Source organism: Pseudomonas sp. LG1D9 (assembly GCF_002949995.1).
In the GTDB taxonomy this organism is placed as follows: domain Bacteria; phylum Pseudomonadota; class Gammaproteobacteria; order Pseudomonadales; family Pseudomonadaceae; genus Aquipseudomonas; species Aquipseudomonas proteolytica.
Map to the genome: position 1 here is coordinate 6,215,079 of NZ_CP026881.1, position 17,413 is coordinate 6,232,491.

A 17,413-nucleotide genomic window follows, 5' to 3' on the forward strand; every position below is an offset into this window, starting at 1 on the left:
ACTCCATACCTGAGAGCAGAAAAGACGACAAGGCCCATAAAAACATTCAACTGAGGCAGCACTTGCACCTAAGCCAATACTGAACATTCTGACTTGCGCTACTCGCTATGAGTTTAAGAAAGTAAGATAACTGAAATGCTAAATACGAAACGACAAAACATTGACGATTTCAGCCAAAATGATCAGAATCTCAGCCAATGGTCTTTAGGGATAATCGAATATGCTTGCTAAATCCATACAATTTATTACGTACCCTCAGGTAAGCCTATTGGATTTGGCTGGCCCTCTGGATGTGTTTATCGCCGCTAATCATCTTTCGCCCCCTGATCAGAAACCGTATTCGATCTCTATTCATGCGTTAAACCCGACTAATGAAATTCTTTCAAGCTTTTCAGTTAGTGCCGAAACGTTACAGCCGGAAACGCTATCAGCGCATACCTTGATCGTGCCCGGCGGGCCCGGCATACATAACTTTTGCAAGGATCCGAAGTTTTTTTCACATTTTGTAAACCATGCTGACAAAGCTACCCGCTTGGTTTCAGTTTGCACGGGGGTTTTCGCACTAGCGGCTGCCGGAAAGCTAGATGATCGAGAAGCCACTACACATTGGTCTTCATATGATGAGCTTGAGCATAACTTCCCCTTAATTAAGATCAGGCGCGGCCCTATATTTATTAATGATGGAAACATATGGACGTCGGCCGGTGTCACTTCTGGAATTGACTTGGCGCTGTCAATAGTTGAAGAAGACCTCGGACACTCTGCTGCACTGGAAATCGCACGTCATCTGATAGTATTTTTAAAGCGCCCTGGCGATCAAAATCAATTCAGTTCATCCTTGACGTTGCAATCAAAAAGTAGCCAGTTTTCAGATCTTCACGCTTGGATAAACAACAACCTTAATGCTGACCTGTCGATTCCAGCGCTAGCGAATTTCATGAACATGAGCGAGAGAACATTCACACGCAAATACAGTGAAAACACTGGAAAAACTCCCAGCAAGACGGTTGAACTGCTCCGCCTGGAAGCCGCACGGCATTTACTCGCCACATCCAACAGCCCGCTCAAAAAAGTAGCCCAAAGCTGCGGACTGGGCAATGAGTCAACTTTCATAAGGAGTTTCATAAAAAAATTCGCTATTACCCCCAAGGAATATCGTGCACGGTTTAACTCACAACGATAAGCAGTCGATACCTCATTTACTCGTGTTCACCTCCCGACCCGGATTCATTTCGCGAAAAAACGTTCGCCGATACTCAGAAGGTGACGTGCCGAGATGAATGCCGAACTGTTGCCTTAGCGATAAGGGCGTTCCAAAACCTGCCTCATCGGCAACACATTCGATAGGTAAGTCCGTCGTTTCCAGCAGTTCTTGTGCTCTGACAACGCGCTCTGCGTTCAACCATTTTGAGACGGTACTGCCAGTTGCTTCCCTGAAGCGCCGAGTAAACGTGCGTCTACTCATTTTCGCCATGTCCGCCAGCACGTCGAGCGACAGGTCATTGCTCAGGTTCATTCGAGCCCACGCCAGTACATCAGATAAATGAGTCTCGCTGGACAGTTGCGGCACAGGGCGCTCAACGTACTGCGCCTGGCCTCCCTGCCTATGTGGGGGGGTCACCAGCATCTTCGCGGTGCGATTCGCCACATCCGCACCGAGTCGTTGGCGGATCAGATGCAGGCAACAATCGATTGCCGCCACGGTTCCTGCAGAGGTCATAATATTGTCGGCACTGACATAGAGCACCTCGGGCCTGAAGCGAACATCAGGAAAACGTCGCGCGAACTCATCACGAGCCGACCAGTGAGTGGTTGCTTCTTTCCCATCAAGTAGCCCGGCATCTCCGAGCACAAATGCGCCTAAACATAAGCCAACGATGAGCTTGCCTTGGGCATTGGCGACTTGCAAAGCGCTCACGAGTCGCGCAGATGCAGCGACCGATTGATCGCCCCACGCGGGAATGATGATTACGTCAGACACCTCCATCAGCTCCAGACCTTGAGTTACCGCAAGCCCGATGCCTTGGTCGCTATTCACCATTCCCGGCACTTCTGCGCAGTAACTGACCTCGTATTGAGGTTCACTTGGTGCGGATTGAACCGCACCCAGCACCACACCCGGCACAGAAAGATGGAACAGGCTTACGCCGTTAAAAGCTAGAACAGCAACGCGTATGGATGGCATCAGGCAACCTCGGATTAGCCCTGTTTTGGCTCATATCTATCGCCTACTGGGATTATGGTCGATCGCTCAGGCGTACGAACTCTCACCGAAGAAAGGCATACATCACCCTCCTCCACATCCCTAAAACCCCCTGGCCGCTTGGCCCAATTATATCGAAATATGTCATTCAGGCCACTGTCAGGCCCCAGAGCATTCGGCAAGAATAGAATCCTCGATCTATCAGCTGGACTAATCCGATGAAATTTAGAACTCTTCCTCTTGCCCTTAGCATTGCTTGCACTGTGGCAGCCACATCAGCATGTGCGGGTTCAAACACCCCCAACGCAGCGGACGCCTCCCATAAAGTAGACTTGCGGCAAGTTCGTAACGCAACGGTGAAAATCTCCTACGGCGGCACGACCTTCCTGATCGACCCGATGCTGGCCAAAAAGGGAACCTACCCAGGGTTTGAAAATACTTACCGTAGCAACCTGCGTAATCCCCTGGTCGATCTAACTGAGTCGCCCACTAAAGTGATCGCAGGGGTCGACGCAGTCATCGTCACTCACACGCATCTTGACCATTGGGACGATGCCGCACAAAAAGCGCTACCTAAAGACATCCCTTTGTTCACTCAGCACGAAGAGGATGCGCAGCTGATTCGCTCCCAAGGTTTTAAAAATGTGCGCGTGCTGACGGATGAAGCTGAATTCGGTGGCGTCAAAATCACCAAAGCCGGTGGTCAGCATGGCACAGACGAAATGTATGCTGCGGCCCCGCTCGCAAAGCTTCTGGGCGAAGCCATGGGCGTTGTGTTTCAGGCTCCAGGCTACAAGACCCTCTACCTTGCCGGTGACACTATTTGGCGTAAAGAAGTAGACCAGACCATTGAGAAATATCACCCTGAAGTCATCGTGCTCAACGCAGGGAAAGCAAAAGTGAACGGGTTCGAGGGTGCAATCATCATGGGTGAGGAAGACGTCCTACGCGCTTCACAGGCCGCGAAAAACGCGAAAATCGTCGCGGTACACATGGACGCAGTCAATCACATGTCCCTGACACGTGAAGAGTTGCGCACCTATGTCAAGAAGCAAGGTATCGAGACTCGCGTCGATATTCCAGAAGACGGCGCCTCACTGGAATTCTGATTCAAACCCCGCTGCGCCATGGCAGAAGACAGCTTGCTGACCCAAAAGCCGTTTCAGCCTTCAGGACAGCATCACTTTGATAAGTTGATTGGAGATCGTTCATGAAACAAGGTCTTGTAGTAGTTGATCTGCAAAACGAATACCTGCCCACTGGCAAATTGCCTTTGACCGGCATCGAAGCGGCTGTGGCGAATGCTAGCCGGGTGATCAGTCACGCGCGAAATGAAGGTATTCCAGTTTTTCACATACGGCATGAATTCGATGATGAGGGGGCTCCATTCTTCGCCAAGGGAACTACCGGAGCAGAAACTCAGGCAGCTGTCGCCTCTGATGCTCAAGAACCCGTGATTGTAAAAAAACACATCAATGCATTCAGAGATACTGATCTCAAACAGCAGTTGGATACTTTCGATGTCCAAGAAATCGTCGTCATAGGTGCAATGAGCCACATGTGCATCGACGCGGTGGTACGCGCTGCAGCAGACATGGGCTATCCAGTAACCGTACTGCATGACGCTTGCGCCACCCTGGATCTTACCTTTGGCGGCGTGACCGTGCCCGCAGCTCACGCGCATGCGACGATGATGGCAGCATTTGAGTTCGGCTACGCCACCGTTAAAGCGGTAGACGAGTACCTCTCGGCATAAGCTCATGAGACTCAGTTTGTGCTTCATCTGAATGTTCAGGCGATTAGACACATCGCCAAGGGCCTTAGGCAGAAGGTGTGATAAACGCACCGAGAGTGAGCCGAACAAGCGCCCCTACTGCTTCGGGGCGCTTGTTTTTTATACCCCCAGCCGATTCTTGAAAGGTCTTCACCAATCCGGGTCGTTTGATCGTCCTGTACCAGTTTTGCCTGCGCGAGTGGAAGCATACCTAGCATCAGCAACCCTGCTGCCCTAATAAGGCTCCAAAACCCGTATCAACAGTCTTGCGCGGAACAACCTCATGACAATTGATTGGATTCACTTCACACCTTGGTCATCCCTTGCCGGCGGCGCTTTGATTGGCCTGGCAGCCGGCCTGTGGGCGGTCGCCAATGGGCGGATCGCAGGCATCAGCGGTCTGATTGGCAGCCTTCTGCAACGTCATAGCGAAGGAAAAAGTGAGAAGGCATTGTTTCTTTTTGGCCTGCTCGCCGCGCCACTGCTATGGGGTCTGTTTGTCACGTTGCCACTAATCGAGTTCCAAGGTGGTGGGTTCGAACTCATCGTCGCCGGCGTATTGGTCGGGATGGGAACACGGTATGGTTCAGGATGTACGAGTGGACATGGAGTCTGCGGTATATCGCGCCTTTCGCCGCGCTCAATGGTTGCCACTGCGTGTTTCATGCTCAGCGGCTTCATGACGGTGTACGTCCTGCGTCATGTGCTGGAGGGATGAACATGATCAAAGTATCTTCCTTCATCGCTGGCCTGCTGTTCGGCGTTGGCCTGCTTTTGGCGGGCATGGTCAACCCAGGAAAAGTACTGGCATTCCTGGATTTGTCTGGCGCCTGGGACCCCTCACTGGGGCTAGTCATGATAGGTGCGATTGCCGTCGCCATAGGCCCGTTTACCTGGGCACGCCAACAATCCCGTTCGTTGCTGGGAAGAACAATACAGTTACCAACCGAACGTAAGTTGGACCCGCGCTTGATTGGCGGCAACCTGCTGTTTGGCACGGGCTGGGGATTGGCAGGCATTTGCCCTGGCCCTGCGATGGTCATACTTCTGGCAGGCCACTGGCAAGCAATCGTGTTCATGTTGGCGATGCTGGCCGGAATGTTGTTGTTTGCCGCTCTGGAGGCCAAGCCTATCCATTGATCGAGATATCTGCATGAAAACCACTCTCGGAGCAACTGACTGAATCGACCCAGATTTGGGGCCAGTAACGCCACCTACCCTACTCACCTGAAGACCTGCCCTACGGTTGCAGATTAACCCCGGGCAGGCGTGTGAGGCGGTTGAGGCAGGAAGCTGCGGTCAGCTATTGCACCTGCAGCAGCATCAGGTAGCCCCCGACCAACAAGAACCAACTTAGTAGCGGATTGGTCAGCCAGCGCGCCCAATGCGACGTGACGCTGAAACCTACGCCGTGCACAAACCCCGTGCAAATCCCCAGCATCACCAGCATAAGCAGGCCATGGCTGTAACGCCCATCGGGCCCGACCATAGAGCCCGGATGAATCAGCAGTAACAGCCCCATCGGCGCCGCCAGCGCCAAGGACACAGCCCGGCAGGCGCCATGCTGTGTCCATCCGTTCAGGTCAGGCATCGGCCTCGGGCTCCGCGTCCAAGTCCAGGTAGTTTTCCAACCACAATGCGTTGATGATTCCCGCGCTGCAGGCCAGCAATACACCGAGAATCCAAGCGAAATACCACATAACAATCGTCTCCTCTGCGGCTCAGTAAAGGCCATGTTCATTGGCTTTGATGTGATCCGAGTTGAGGGTGCCCCACATTTTGAAGTAACCCCAGAGTGTGTAGCAGAGGATCAAGGGCACAAAAATGCTCGCGGCCACCAACATGATGCCCAGTGTTTTTTGACTGGACACAGCGTCCCATACCGTCAGGCTCGAAGTTAGATCCAGGTTGGACGGCAGGATAAACGGGAACAGGGCAAAACCGGCGGTGCACAGGGTGCCGACCACTACCAGGCTGGAGCCGAGAAAGGCAAGCCCGGAACGACGCGCCGCCGCGGCAACAAAGGCCAACGCAGCGCCCAGCAAGGCAATAACAGGCGCCAGTTGAGTCAACGGATACCGCGAATAATTGACCAACCAACCGTGATTGCTCTGTTCAACGGTTTTCCCCAGGGGATTGAGAACCGCTCCCGGATCAAACGCTGAGCGAATGGCAAACCCCTCAATATTGCCAACAGCTAGCCAGATGCCGGCCGCGATAAAGCTCGCCACATAAACCAGCAACACCCATTGCACGGCCCGTCGGGCCCGCTGGGCCAAAGCCTGCTCGGTACGCATCATTAACCAAGTACCGCCATGCAGGCACAACATGCTCAGGCTGACCACTCCGCAGAGCAACGCAAAGGGGCTGAGTAAATGCCAGAAATTGCCTTGGAACGTTAACCGCAAGTCGCCATCGAAGTGAAACGGCACCCCCAGAAACAGGTTGCCAAACGCCACGCCGAACACCAGCGAAGGCACGATCGCCCCTGTACACAGGGCCCAGTCCCAACTGGCGCGCCAGCGGGGGTTTTGTAGCTTGCTGCGGTAATCGAACCCCACGGGCCGTACGAAAAGAGCGAACAACACCAACAGCAACGCCCAGTAAAAACCCGAAAATGCGGTGGCGTACACCATGGGCCAAGCGGCGAACAACGCCCCGCCTGCCGTGACGAACCACACCTGGTTGCCATCCCAATGCGGTGCAATGGTATTGATAACTACGCGCCGCTCGTCGTCGCTCCTGCCCACATAGGGCATGAGTGCCGCAGCGCCCAGATCAAAACCGTCAGTGAGGGCAAAGCCGATCAGCAGCACGCCGATCAGTACCCACCAGATCAACTTCATTGTTTCGTAATCAAACATGCTTATTTCCTCAAGCGTGGGCAGGCTGTGGGATCAGCGTCTGTTCAAAGTGGTAGCGCCCCGTGTGCAAACTACTTGGGCCAAGCCGGGCAAACTTGATCATCAGGTACATTTCGATAACCAGCAGCACGCTATAGAACGCCACCAGCGCCATCAGCGAGCCCCAGACATCCGAACTGGACACGCTGGAGGCGGATAAATGGGTCGGCAGCACTTCGGCAATCGACCAGGGTTGCCGACCGTGCTCAGCCACAAACCAGCCGGTCTGAGTCGCTACCCATGGCAGCGGCAGACTCCACAGGGCCCACTTCAGCAACCAGGGTTTGCGCTCTTCGTTTTTGCGCGCCGAGGCCCAGAACGCGCAGACAAACAGGCCCAGCATCAGCACGCCAGAGAGAACCATCAGGCGAAAACTCCAGAACAGGCTGAACACATTGGGGATGGTGTCCTGCGCTGCCTGCCGAATCTGTTCAGCATTGGCATCCACCACACGGGTGGTGTATTTCTTCAGCAGCAGGCCGTACCCCAGGTCCTGCTTGACCGCATAAAACGCCGCCAAGGTGGTTGCTGACTTGTCGCCACCACGAACTTGTTCCAACAATCCGTAAGCGATCATGCCGTTACGAATCCGCACCTCGTGCTGCACCAACAAATCGCTGATACCGGTGACCTGTTTATCCAGCGAGCGGGTAGCAATCAGCCCCAACAGATACGGCACTTTTACCGCGTAGTCTGTTTGCATGGTTTCTCGGTTGGGTAGCCCGAACAAAGTGAACGCTGCCGGTGCAGGTTCGGTGTGCCATTCGGCTTCAATGGCCGCCAGCTTGGTTTTTTGCACATCACCGATCTCGTAACCAGACTCATCGCCGAGCACTATCACCGATGCAATAGCCGCAAGGCCAAACGCCGATGCAATGGCAAATGAACGCCGGGCAAAACCCTGATCGCGCTTTTTCAGCAAATAAAAGCTAGAGATGGCCAACACGAACACAGCGCCCGTGACATAACCCGAAGCCACGGTGTGTACAAACTTGACCTGGGCCACAGGGTTGAACAGCAGTGCGCTGAAACTCACTAACTCCATGCGCATGGTCTCAATGTTGAATTCGGCCCCCACTGGGTTTTGCATCCAACCGTTGGCAATCAGAATCCACAAAGCCGATAGATTTGAGCCCAGTGCCACCAACCAAGTTACCGCCAGGTGTTGACGTCGCGACAGCCGATCCCAGCCGAAGAAAAACAAGCCGATAAACGTCGACTCGAGAAAGAACGCCATCAAGCCCTCAATAGCGAGTGGCGCTCCGAAAATATCCCCGACGTAATGTGAGTAATATGCCCAGTTAGTGCCGAACTGAAACTCCATAGTCAGGCCAGTGGTCACACCGAGGGCAAAGTTGATACCAAACAACTTGCCCCAGAACTTAACCATGTCTTTGTAGACTTCTTTTCCGGTCATTACATAGACCGACTCCATAATTGCCAGGATCACTGACAACCCCAGCGTCAGCGGCACAAATAGAAAGTGATAGAGCGCGGTCATTGCAAATTGCAAGCGCGATAGATCAACAACGCTTTCCGAGATCATCTCGGCTCTCCTTCAGATGGTTTTTCACCAGAGCCCAACACACGCTCAACGATGGGTTGGGTATCGAGGGCTGGAAGTGTGGGCTGGGCAAACCAGATGAACTTGATGAGTAAAATTACGAACAGCTTGATCACCAAGATGACGGTGATTTCCTTGCTCAGTGAATCCTTGAACATCATGTATCCCCTGTCTGCTGTACCCAATCACCTGCCCCTGTGATGCGCACAAGGCAAGCCGGTCATTTCATAAGAGCCAGGGTTAACCCTGGAGTGATGACCTGGTTTTTCAGATAAAAAAAAGCCCCCTGGGCAGAGGGCGGAGCAACCAGAACGTGCACTGGTTAAATTGCGAAGCCTCGAGCTACCGTGGAAGTGTCTGCCTCCGCTCAAAGCCCGCACACTTTATGTGGGCAGCCTACAGGCAACAACTGCGACAATCGGACGCGCAAACTTCTCTTTTCGGTCCGATCCACGCGCCTGGCGACGCTTGTGAAAAGGCCTGATCAGACGTGGTGTTTTGTCGCAGATCAAGAGTGCTGATGAACGGATTCCCAGGGTAAACCCCATCACGGAATCGGCAACCACCGGCGAAACCCAACACCGCCTTTTCCGGTTAAAGGGCACCAGGCAAAGTCCCAAGGTACAGGCGGAAGCTCCTCCAGATCAGATTCATACCCGGCCACAAGACGCGGCGCCAACTTCCAATCGAACACCCTCTCAGGCGAGTCTTGCCAGGCCAGTACCAACCCTCGTGCCTGGCTGTCATCGCTATTGACCCAGCGTGCCGCGGCAGCACTCATAAAGGCCTCGATATGCTCCTCATTAATCCGTGCCTGATACTTGGAGCCCAGCAGCCAGCGACACACGCTCAAGTAATAGGTCCAGTTCAGCGGTGGGTGATTGCGATAGGCCCAGGTCATGAAACCGCGAAATATATTCAGGCCGTCGGGCGGATCGAGCTTGAGTAAGCCCGGGCACACATCGAACAAGGTATGCCAGTAAGGCAGCAGCCTGGTATCGAGGTGCACGAAGCTGCGCGCGTTGCCGGGATAATCCGGAAACGGCAGTAAAAGCTCGCCCTGAGTGCGTAGCCGCGAAGATTTGCTAAGCAATCGAGACACACCGGATGGAACGGCTAGCACGCGCATAGTGACCTCCAGCTAATCGGTTTCGCTGTTCGTGTCGAATTGCGTTTTAAGTCATCAGGCGCTGCAAAACCTGGCAGTAACAGGCGATTCAGACTTTCACATACATGAGCCATTTTTGTGCTTCTCCAATGTCACCTTTAACCGTGGAGCCCTCGCAACGCATCGACGATGCCTGCGTTACCACGGGCAAGAGAGGGCTTAGATAAACGCGGTCATACTTAAGGTGCTGGAGAGGCTCTAGGGTTGATCGATGGCCAGCGGCTTCGGGGCGATAGCCAGCGCAAGGGTTCGGTCGGCCGCAACAGGAGCGCGGCGATAAATTCTGGCACCGCGAGCGCTTGCGCCGGAATCGGTACTGCCCCGACGGACTGGGAGCAACAGCAATGGGCTTGATCCGCCTTGGCGGAGAGCGATGGCTCTTTTTTTTCCAGCGTGAGCGAGACTTGCTGCACGCCACCCGACGAGCAAAAGCTGCCCGTCAGCAACTGCTCCAGGCTCAGAGTGCCAAAGGCGCTGGCCATCGGCAGCGCCATGAGTTTGAGTACAATCGCCAAGAACGCTGCGACCCAGGCGTTCTGATGGCTGGCGCGACTCATTCCACCCCAGCGCATCAGGCCAGCCCGCTCAGATAACACATTGCGCCAAGGCGCACTGTCAGCAGGCAACACAAGAAAGGCATACGGCAACGCTCTGAATAATCACTATTGAATAGCGCCTGCCCGCTCACACCTGCATAGCAAGAGCAAAAAAGGGGCGGCAGCAAACCAGCGGTGTTTAGTTAATTACAGCTAACCGTTTACATAGGTCAGATCAGAGGGGATGCACGAGGGTTGGCAGAGGGCCAGGAATAACGAGGGGGGGCTTTGCAGCGTTGTTCGCGGTCAGGCCGGCGTACTTGGCCAATGCGCAGTAACCAGCCAAGACAAAACAGCAAGGCAATGCTTAAGGTCACGGCCGAGCAGATCGGACAGGAAAAACTACCTGACCAACCACTGACGGACAGATCGGTGAGATCCGTTTTCGATGCCGGTGCAGGGCTGCCTAGGGACGAGCAGAACTGCCCGCCTACACCATTGAGCTCCAGGCCCATCATCTGCCCATGAGCCAACCCGCAGGCGAACACATTGAACAGGACGCAAAAATATAACGTCCATGCAATGAGCGAGCGGTCTGAGCGGGTCAGTTTCATGGCGGCGACTCTAACACCGAACAGCACGTGGATTGAAGCGCGATTAGGGTCGCGTAAACTGCGACACAAAGCATCGGCCATCAGGGGGCGGCGCCCTATCAGGGGAACTCATACTGCGACAACCTGCCACACCCCGACAACAGAGCCAACGCTCGCGAGCGGCACATCACAGGTGTGCCAGAATGTCGCAGGTTATTAAGAATAAATAGCGTCGTTAGACTTACGGCCCCTCCTGCGGCCCGGTCTTAAGCAATGCTCAAAAGGCACCTTTGGCATACTTTCCCAACAGCCTCGCCAACCACTCAAAAACCCTGGCGTGCCTCCAGCGGTGGCCTGCTGGCGTGTGCATTGTGGATCGCCCTAAGCGGCTGCCAGCCGTCAGAGGAGTTCGCCACCCCGGAGCCTGGTGAAAAGCTCTCTGGCGGTTCGACCAGTGTTGCCAAAACAGACAGTAATGGGTTTTCCATGCCCTCTGCCAACCTGTCGCCCCTTAGGCGAATGGATTTTTTTGTCGGTAACGGCTTTTTCCGCAATCCCTGGAAGGTTGCGACCACGCAACAGCACGCACGTGACGGCCTGGGCCCGCTGTTCAATACCGACACCTGTCAGAGCTGCCACATCAAGGATGGACGCGGCCACCCACCGACCGGTGCCAACGGCCCCGCGGTATCGATGTTGGTCCGGCTCTCGATCAAGCCCAGCGCCACGGACTCCTACCAGTTACAGCGTGGTGGCGTGGTGCCAGAGCCCACCTACGGGGGGCAACTGCAGGATGCCGCGATAGCAGGCTACTTGCCTGAAGGTAGCGTGCGGGTCGAATACACCGAGATCCCCATGGTTTTTTCCGACCGCAGCCCGATTAGCCTGCGTAAACCACACATGCACATCGACTCGCTCGGCTATGGCCCGATGCATCCAGAGACCCAATTCTCAGCCCGCATCGCCCCACCGATGATCGGTCTGGGCTTGCTGGAGGCCATTAGCGACAACGACATCCGCGCCAATGCAGTGCAGCAAGCCGAAAGCTCACGACGCGTCAGCGGCAAGGCCAACCTGGTGTGGGATGACGTCCAGGGTAAAACCGTCATCGGGCGCTTTGGCTGGAAGGCCGGCCAACCCAATCTCAACCAGCAGAATGCCCATGCCTTTGCCGGCGACATGGGGCTGACCAGCCGTGTTTTGAACCAAGACGACTGCACGAAGAATCAGGTCGCCTGCCAGCAAGCCCTGAACGGTGGCACCCCTGAGGTCAGCGACAGCATCTTGGCCAGCATCCTGTTCTATACACGTAACCTGGCGGTGCCGATGCGCCGAGACGTGGATACGCCGCAAACCCTGAGGGGCAAAGCCCTGTTTCACCAAGCCGGATGCGCGACCTGCCACGTGCCCTCCTATGTCACTGCAGAGGCGGCAGAACCCGAGTTGAGCCAACAGAAAATCTACCCTTACACCGACCTGTTATTGCACGACATGGGCGATGAGTTGGGCGACGGACGTGGCGAATATCTGGCTGACGGCAATGAGTGGCGTACGCCGCCTTTATGGGGCATCGGTCTGACGCAACAAGTCAGCGGGCATACCTTGTTCCTGCATGACGGGCGCGCGCGAAATCTGATGGAAGCCATCATCTGGCACGGCGGGGAAGCAAGAGGCTCGCGTAACGCTGTACTGCAGTTTGACCAGGCGCAACGCGAAGCACTGATCAGTTTCTTGAACTCTTTGTAGAAAGGATCCCCCTATGAAATCGGTATTTTCACGGCGCGCAGTACTTGGCAGCCTGAGCGTGCTTGGCCTGGGCCTGTTGACGGGATGTGACAGCAACAAGCCGTCCTTCAAATACGCAAAGGATCTGAGCAACACGATCATGGGCCGCTCTTTCAAGCTCAAGGATCCACAAGGTGAAACACGGATGCTCACCAGCTATAGAGGCGTGGTGCCGATGATATTCTTCGGCTTCACCCAGTGCCCGGCGGTCTGCCCTACCGCCTTGGCCAGGGCGGTACAAATCAAGAAGCTGATGGGCCGTGACGGTGACCGGCTGCAAGTGATCTTCATCACCCTGGATCCCGAACGGGATACGCCCAAGGTCTTGGATGCATACGTCAAAGCCTTCGACCCCAGCTTCCAGGCGCTCTATGGGACCTTGGAGCAAACTGCGGCCACGGCTAAAGAGTTCGGCGTGTTTTATGAAAAAATCCCAAGTGGAGACACCTACACCCTGTCTCATACCGCCACCAGTTATGTCTATGACTCCCTGGGCAGACTGCGCTTGAGTTTGTCCGCTTCACTGACCGCACAGGAATGTGCGGAAGATTTACTCACTGTCATGGAGGTTCGTTCATGAACCCTAATCCTGCAAAAAAAACCAACAACCAACGCCTGAAACAGCTGTTCTTGAGCGTGTCCCTGCTGACGCTAGCAGGACAGGCCGCGGCGCAACCCCAGGTCAATATCAGCGAGCCTTGGGTTCGGGCAACGGTAGCCGGTCAGCAAGCGACCGGGGCGTTCATGACGCTCACCGCCACTAGCGACAGCAAGCTGATCAGCGCGACCTCGCCAGTGGCCAAGATCGTACAAATTCATGAGTCGAGCATGAAAAACGATGTGATGAGTATGCAACAAGTGGAGTCGGTGGATCTGCCGGCAGGCAAAGCGGTCAGCCTGAGCCCTCACGGTTACCATGTGATGCTGATCGATTTGGTGGCTCAGGTTAAGGAAGGCGACAAGGTACCGCTGACCCTGACCGTCGAAGACGCCAAGGGTGAAAAGCAGTCGATCCAGGTCGAGGCCCCGGCCCGAGCCTTGGGCGCCCCGGAACATAGCAAGATGCATTGACGAGTTGCTATTGAAGTAGTCCACACTCACCGCTCGCTGAGCGCCTGGGTGCTCTACGCCTGCATCCTGTTCAGTCCATTTGCAGTATTGGCAGATGACCGACCCAGCCTCAACGGCATGGGCGGTCAGTTCTGCTCCGGGTCCAATGGCGGAGTAGGCGCCCTCTCCGCGCGCCCTTTTAAATCACTCCCACACCTGACACTTACATTAGGCATCACTCCGAAACGCTCTGAGCGAAAAGCCCAGGCAGAATCCGAATCAGCTCCTTCACCCTGAGCGGCCCTCTGACAAAACCGACCTGCCTGCCTGTTGGATCTATCAGCGCAAGGTTTCCGGTGTGTACGACTGTGTAGTCAGGCTGATCAATGTCCCCTGGCACAAATGGCAGACCAATGTCGTTGGAGGCTTGCTGCACCGCTGCAAGATTGCCGGTCATGCCAGTGAAGCTTGGGTCGAAAAAACTCACGTACTGCTGGGTACGCTCGGGTGTATCTCGGTGCGGATCCACGCTGACCATTGTTACCCCCATGAGCTTGCGCGCATCAGGCGGCAGAGCGAGATACACCTGCCGCAATTCACTGAGGGCAGTTGGGCAAATGTCTGGGCAAAAGGTGTAGCCGAAAAGTACCAATGTCCACTTTCCGGCGAAGAATTTTGAGTCGAAAGCCTGGCCATCTACCGTTGCCAATCGCGCATCTGGTAGCACATGCGGGCTGGGCAGCAGCACAATACCGGCGTTCGCCAGCGCCGACTCATCCAACAGTTCTGCCTTCATAACCCAATAGAAAAGTCCTGCGCCCACCGCACATACAGCGGTCACCAACATCAGCAAACGACGCATTTCCATCTCCAGAAATTGCAATCAGAACTCGATGCGAGCTCGCTAGTGAGAATGCTATAAAACATGCGTTCAGGGCATGTCTCCACGCGACGCACATATTCTTGCGCGTTACAACGAGGGGGCTGCGCGGCACACCAAAAGCCCCCCCCTGCCACCCTGAGTGTCAGTGTTGGTGGCCTTCGCCATGGCTATGCACAGGTTGGTGTTCCGTAGGGGCGTCCTTCTGTACGACGACGTCGACTTCTAGCGCGCCGGCCTTTTCGAATATCAATGTAAGAGGAAAGTGCTCACCGGCTTTGGCTTGCTGTTTCAAATTGAGCAGCATCACGTGATAGCCCATGGGTTCGAATTTCACCTCACCGCCAGCAGGAATCTCTACGCTCATTACCTGCTGCATCTTCATCGCACCACCCGCATGTACATGCTCGTGCAACTCTGCTCTGCCAGCGACACTAGTAGTTGCAGAAAGCAGGCGATCAGCTTCGCTACCCTGATTTTTGAGAACGAAATACGCAGCAGCTGTTGGTGCCACCGCAGGGAGTTCACGTGACCACGGATGAACTATTGTAATGTCGCCTGCCTGAAACTCGTGTGCATGAGCAATGTGCCCCAGAGACAGGAGCGAGAACGCCAGCAAGAATTTTTTCAGGAACATGGGGTTACCTATTCAGTTAGGCAGGCGGTATCGGAAATAGACGCCTACCGGGTTGGCTAAGTGGGGTAGCGTTAACGCTCACCCAGCGTTGTTACAGCATCAGTAGCGCCATTGCACAGCCACTTCCAGGCTGCGTGGCTCACCCAGGTAATACTGGGTGTTGGTCTGATGAATGAAGCGCGCGTAGGTCTCATCGGTGAGGTTGCGCAGGCGTGCGCTCAGCTCGGTATGAGCGTCAAGGTCGTGCTTGATGGACAGTCCGTAAACGGTGTAAGACGGCACCCACATGGTGTTGGCCGTGTTGGCGTAGACCGAAGAGACGTAGCGCGCATCAGCCCCGACTTGCCACGCCGGAGTCAAATCGTAGGTCAGCCAGAGGTTGGCGACACGGTCCGGAATGTTCACCGGGTTCTTGCCCTTGCGTGAATGCACCACCCCGCCAACGGTTTCATTGAACTCGTCGTATTCGGCACGCACCCAGGCGAAGTTGCCGGCAGCCAGTAACTGCGGCGTTACTTTGAACGATGCCGCCAACTCGATACCGGTGGAGGTCTGTTGACCCGCCTGCTCCGTGGTGTTCTGCAGGGTGGAAGATGGTACGGAGATGTTCTTGCGCACGATCCGATAGGCCGCTGCCGTGGCCGCTCCACGCCCCTCGAGAAAGTCGAGTTTGCTACCCACCTCGACCTGTCGGCCTGTGCTCAGGTCAAAGTTACCGACCTGGCCGATGCTGGCGCTGGTCAGGCTTCCGCCCGGTGGCTCGGCGGACGTGCTGTATTGGGTGTAGACGCTGGCGGTATCGCTCACGTCGTAGACTAATCCGGCCCGACCGGTGAAGGCGTCCCACCGGCGATTCAGCGTATTTCGAGCCGTATGATCAACCACTTCGAAATCGATATGGTCGTAGCGCAACGCAGTAACCAGCGCCAGGCGATCGGTCAGCCGGGTGCGGTTTTCCACAAATGTCGACGAAGTGTCCGTCCAGGTACTACGGCTCTTGGTACGGGGGGCATCCATGCCTGGAATGTCGAGAAAGTTACCTGGATCGAAGCCATTCGGATCTACCGCCGCCCCGAACTGGCTATTGATAGACAGCGGATAGACGAACTGTTTATTGCGGCTGTATTCCAAGCCGAAGGCCCAGTCACTGGCCTGACCGAACAACTCGCCTGTATGCGTCAATTCCAGGCGATTACCGTTTACCTCTTGGTCATGTCGCTGGCGGTAGGCGCCAGAACGAGACACGGCAGTGTTGTCGCTGTTGTAGCGATACACCTCCAGGTTTCGATAATCGCGCTGGCCATCGTAGTGGTAGTAGGTGTTGCGCAGTTGGGTAGCATCATCCAGACGGTAGTTGGTGATTGAGCGCAGCCAGTGCGTACGTTGTTCGTAACGCCCATCATCAACGTTGTAATTGTTGAAGCGGTTGTGTTTATCGATATGCAGCTTGCCAGTCAGCGGTTGCAACACCGGCGACCCCCAATACGGGCTGTCTTCCTGCTCTTCCAGATACTCAATGGCGAGTGTGTGGGATAGCTGGTCGTTGACGTCGCTCAACAGTGAAAACGCGAGATTACCGGCTCCGTTCTCCTGACGATCGATGTAGCCATTGGTGTGAGTGCGGCTGTAGTCCAGGCGCGCATAGTGCCGAGGCCCATCTCCCTGGTTGAGGGCCTGATTGACACCGATGGCAGTTTCCCACGTGTCATATCGCGAATAGCTCACCCGCCCCTCGACACTATCCTTATCGCGGCTGGCCAGCCTGGTAATGAAGTTCAGGCTACCGCCCACTGCCCCGCTGCCATTGAGAAAGGACGAGGGCCCGCCCAGCAGCTCGACTCGATCATAGATCCAGGCGCCGACAGGACGGGCCGCGCCGCCAGATTGCAGATTGATACCGTTGAATAGCTGGCCGATCTGCGCACCGTTGAAACCACGATAGGCGACATAACCTCCCCAGCCGGGAGGTGCAGAGGCATTCACCCCAGGCAGCGCATTGGCCGCGTCCTGAAAGTTGCGCGCCCCAATGCGCTCCATTGTCTGACGGTCGGCCACGCTAACTGATGCGGGGTTCTCACGTGCACTCAGGTTGAGGCGCGAACCGCTGTCGATGGTCTTGTCCAGACTAAGAGCGGTTGCCTCTTTAGACTCGGCAGCAACAGCGGATATGTTGACGGCAGGCAGTTTCAGGGCGTCATCTTGCGCCCACGCAAGGGTGCTGCTACCGACGAGCAGCGTCAGAGTAGTCATGCGAAACATAGAGAACTTCCAGACTTTTTATTCGATAAATCCGCACGCTGCTTGGCATGACAGCCAAACT

20 protein-coding genes are annotated in these 17,413 nt (G+C 55.3%); 8 read left to right on the forward strand and 12 right to left on the reverse strand.

Annotated features, from left to right (window positions below; all coding sequences use genetic code 11):
- Positions 1-220: 220 nt before the first annotated feature.
- A complete protein-coding gene (locus tag C5F71_RS28470) occupies positions 221-1,183 on the forward strand; it encodes a GlxA family transcriptional regulator (protein WP_029290968.1) in 963 nt (320 codons plus the stop codon).
- Positions 1,184-1,195: 12 nt separating this feature from the next.
- Here the strand turns inward: C5F71_RS28470 and C5F71_RS28475 are convergent, their stop codons facing one another.
- Positions 1,196-2,185 (reverse strand): GlxA family transcriptional regulator, encoded by a 990-nt coding sequence (locus tag C5F71_RS28475; RefSeq protein ID WP_029290966.1) that lies wholly within the window; start codon positions 2,183-2,185, stop codon positions 1,196-1,198.
- 236 nt (positions 2,186-2,421) lie between these two features.
- On the opposite strand from C5F71_RS28475, the gene C5F71_RS28480 reads away from it, so the two are divergent.
- From C5F71_RS28480 to C5F71_RS28495, 4 genes are all read left to right on the forward strand, one after another.
- Positions 2,422-3,312, forward strand: coding sequence for an MBL fold metallo-hydrolase (locus tag C5F71_RS28480; RefSeq protein ID WP_029290964.1), 891 nt, complete (start codon positions 2,422-2,424; stop codon positions 3,310-3,312).
- A gap of 101 nt (positions 3,313-3,413) precedes the next feature.
- On the forward strand, positions 3,414-3,959 hold the full coding sequence (locus C5F71_RS28485) for a cysteine hydrolase family protein (RefSeq protein WP_029290962.1): 546 nt from the start codon (positions 3,414-3,416) through the stop codon (positions 3,957-3,959).
- A 301-nt stretch (positions 3,960-4,260) separates the two neighbouring features.
- Entirely contained in the window at positions 4,261-4,695 is a 435-nt protein-coding gene (locus C5F71_RS28490) for a YeeE/YedE family protein (protein WP_029290960.1), read from the forward strand.
- Between the two features lie 2 nt (positions 4,696-4,697).
- A complete protein-coding gene (locus tag C5F71_RS28495) occupies positions 4,698-5,117 on the forward strand; it encodes a DUF6691 family protein (RefSeq protein WP_029290958.1) in 420 nt (139 codons plus the stop codon).
- A 163-nt stretch (positions 5,118-5,280) separates the two neighbouring features.
- Here the strand turns inward: C5F71_RS28495 and C5F71_RS28500 are convergent, their stop codons facing one another.
- The 8 genes from C5F71_RS28500 to C5F71_RS28535 form a co-directional block, all read right to left on the reverse strand.
- The gene (locus C5F71_RS28500; protein WP_029290956.1) at positions 5,281-5,568 is read right to left on the reverse strand and encodes a cyd operon YbgE family protein; all 288 of its coding nucleotides are present in this window, start codon (positions 5,566-5,568) and stop codon (positions 5,281-5,283) included.
- Complete coding sequence (cydX, locus tag C5F71_RS28505) at positions 5,561-5,677, reverse strand: cytochrome bd-I oxidase subunit CydX (RefSeq protein ID WP_029290954.1); 117 nt, start codon at positions 5,675-5,677, stop codon at positions 5,561-5,563. Before cydX ends, C5F71_RS28500 begins: the two co-directional genes overlap by 8 nt.
- A gap of 21 nt (positions 5,678-5,698) precedes the next feature.
- Positions 5,699-6,841 (reverse strand): cytochrome d ubiquinol oxidase subunit II, encoded by a 1,143-nt coding sequence (gene cydB / locus C5F71_RS28510; RefSeq protein ID WP_029290952.1) that lies wholly within the window; start codon positions 6,839-6,841, stop codon positions 5,699-5,701.
- Positions 6,842-6,851: 10 nt separating this feature from the next.
- Positions 6,852-8,426 carry a cytochrome ubiquinol oxidase subunit I gene (locus C5F71_RS28515; RefSeq protein WP_029290951.1) on the reverse strand — a complete coding sequence of 525 codons (1,575 nt, stop codon included), beginning with the start codon at positions 8,424-8,426 and terminating at the stop codon, positions 6,852-6,854.
- Complete coding sequence (gene cydP / locus C5F71_RS28520; protein ID WP_032866299.1) at positions 8,423-8,602, reverse strand: cytochrome oxidase putative small subunit CydP; 180 nt, start codon at positions 8,600-8,602, stop codon at positions 8,423-8,425. The genes C5F71_RS28515 and cydP overlap by 4 nt, the downstream gene beginning before the upstream one ends.
- A 389-nt stretch (positions 8,603-8,991) precedes the next feature.
- Positions 8,992-9,573, reverse strand: a complete 582-nt coding sequence (locus C5F71_RS28525; protein ID WP_029290948.1) for a putative natural product biosynthesis protein — start codon at positions 9,571-9,573, stop codon at positions 8,992-8,994.
- A 218-nt stretch (positions 9,574-9,791) separates the two neighbouring features.
- Entirely contained in the window at positions 9,792-10,169 is a 378-nt protein-coding gene (locus tag C5F71_RS28530; RefSeq protein WP_223271409.1) for a DUF2946 family protein, read from the reverse strand.
- Between the two features lie 209 nt (positions 10,170-10,378).
- Positions 10,379-10,762 carry a DUF2946 domain-containing protein gene (locus tag C5F71_RS28535; RefSeq protein WP_029290944.1) on the reverse strand — a complete coding sequence of 128 codons (384 nt, stop codon included), beginning with the start codon at positions 10,760-10,762 and terminating at the stop codon, positions 10,379-10,381.
- 252 nt (positions 10,763-11,014) lie between these two features.
- Between C5F71_RS28535 and C5F71_RS28540 the strand changes: the two genes are divergently transcribed.
- Genes C5F71_RS28540 through C5F71_RS28550 form a run of 3 tightly spaced genes read left to right on the forward strand, consistent with a single transcriptional unit; the run spans position 11,015 to position 13,597 of the window.
- Positions 11,015-12,487, forward strand: coding sequence for a di-heme oxidoredictase family protein (locus C5F71_RS28540; protein WP_081041710.1), 1,473 nt, complete (start codon positions 11,015-11,017; stop codon positions 12,485-12,487).
- Between the two features lie 13 nt (positions 12,488-12,500).
- Positions 12,501-13,106 (forward strand): SCO family protein, encoded by a 606-nt coding sequence (locus C5F71_RS28545; RefSeq protein ID WP_029290940.1) that lies wholly within the window; start codon positions 12,501-12,503, stop codon positions 13,104-13,106.
- Positions 13,103-13,597, forward strand: coding sequence for a copper chaperone PCu(A)C (locus tag C5F71_RS28550; RefSeq protein ID WP_029290938.1), 495 nt, complete (start codon positions 13,103-13,105; stop codon positions 13,595-13,597). The genes C5F71_RS28545 and C5F71_RS28550 overlap by 4 nt, the downstream gene beginning before the upstream one ends.
- A 214-nt stretch (positions 13,598-13,811) precedes the next feature.
- On the opposite strand, the gene C5F71_RS28555 is transcribed toward C5F71_RS28550, so the two are convergent.
- The 3 genes from C5F71_RS28555 to C5F71_RS28565 all read right to left on the reverse strand — a co-directional run bounded on the left by C5F71_RS28555 (position 13,812) and on the right by C5F71_RS28565 (position 17,352).
- A complete protein-coding gene (locus C5F71_RS28555; protein WP_029290936.1) occupies positions 13,812-14,438 on the reverse strand; it encodes an SCO family protein in 627 nt (208 codons plus the stop codon).
- Between the two features lie 163 nt (positions 14,439-14,601).
- A complete protein-coding gene (locus C5F71_RS28560) occupies positions 14,602-15,093 on the reverse strand; it encodes a copper chaperone PCu(A)C (RefSeq protein WP_104912563.1) in 492 nt (163 codons plus the stop codon).
- A gap of 99 nt (positions 15,094-15,192) precedes the next feature.
- Positions 15,193-17,352 carry a TonB-dependent siderophore receptor gene (locus C5F71_RS28565; protein ID WP_029290932.1) on the reverse strand — a complete coding sequence of 720 codons (2,160 nt, stop codon included), beginning with the start codon at positions 17,350-17,352 and terminating at the stop codon, positions 15,193-15,195.
- Positions 17,353-17,413 lie beyond the last annotated feature (61 nt).